Here is a 1,140-nt window from a genome sequence, read left to right as displayed (position 1 = left end):
ACGGCTTCAAGCTCAAGTGCTGGCAGCCAGGCGGCGCCGGTACCGGTTTCCTGCTGCCCGAGCACCTCGACGCGCAAATGTATGCCGGCGGCATCGCCAAGGTGGGCACCCGCATGGGTACCGGCCTGGCCATGGCGGTGGACGACAGCGTCAACATGGTTTCGCTGCTGCGCAACATGGAAGAGTTCTTTGCCCGCGAGTCGTGCGGCTGGTGCACCCCATGCCGTGACGGCCTGCCGTGGAGCGTGAAGATGCTGCGCGCACTGGAAAATGGCCAGGGCCGCGCCGAAGACATCGAGACGCTGCTGGGGCTGGTCAACTTCCTCGGCCCTGGCCGTACCTTCTGTGCTCACGCACCGGGTGCCGTCGAGCCGCTGGGCAGTGCCATCAAATACTTCCGCTCGGAGTTCGAGGCCGGCGTGGCGCCTGAAAGCGCTACCAGCCTGCGCCCGAACCTGGCGAAGCCGATTATGGTCGGCGCGTAACAATACAGACGCGGGTGGTCCGTGCCACCCGCCAGCCTGCAGGCCGGCCCGCATCGAGCGAGGCGTGCCGCAGGCGCACAGATTTCCATTAGCCACGCCCGCTCACGCGGGCCAACGAAGAACTTTGAACAATGGCCACTATCCACGTAGACGGCAAAGCGCTCGAAGTCAACGGTGCAGACAACCTGTTACAGGCGTGTCTGTCGCTAGGCCTCGATATCCCTTATTTCTGCTGGCACCCGGCGCTTGGTAGCGTCGGCGCTTGCCGGCAGTGTGCGGTCAAGCAGTACACCGACGAAAACGACACCCGTGGTCGTATCGTCATGTCCTGCATGACCCCTGCCTCCGACGGCACCTGGATCTCCATCGAAGACGATGAGTCCAAGGCGTTTCGCGCCAGCGTCGTCGAATGGCTGATGACCAACCACCCGCACGACTGCCCGGTATGCGAGGAAGGCGGTCACTGCCACCTGCAGGACATGACGGTAATGACCGGCCACAACGAGCGCCGTTACCGTTTCACCAAGCGTACCCACCAGAACCAGGACCTCGGCCCGTTCATCGCCCATGAGATGAACCGCTGTATCGCCTGCTACCGCTGCGTGCGCTACTACAAGGACTACGCCGGTGGTACCGACCTGGGCGTCTACGGCGC

2 protein-coding genes are annotated in these 1,140 nt (G+C 63.8%); both read left to right on the top strand.

Annotated elements, in window-relative coordinates; translation table 11 throughout:
* Positions 1-485: NADH-ubiquinone oxidoreductase-F iron-sulfur binding region domain-containing protein (locus HP547_RS22355; protein WP_306140562.1), on the top strand; the 485-nt coding region annotated here is incomplete at its 5' end.
* A 131-nt stretch (positions 486-616) separates the two neighbouring features.
* A partial coding sequence (locus HP547_RS22350; RefSeq protein ID WP_172287447.1) for a 2Fe-2S iron-sulfur cluster-binding protein occupies positions 617-1,140 on the top strand: 524 nt, incomplete at its 3' end.

It is taken from the genome of Pseudomonas sp. CM27 (assembly GCF_013179515.1).
Lineage (GTDB): Bacteria > Pseudomonadota > Gammaproteobacteria > Pseudomonadales > Pseudomonadaceae > Aquipseudomonas.
Note: the sequence above shows the minus strand (reverse complement) of the source record. Positions and strands in the feature narration are given on the sequence as shown.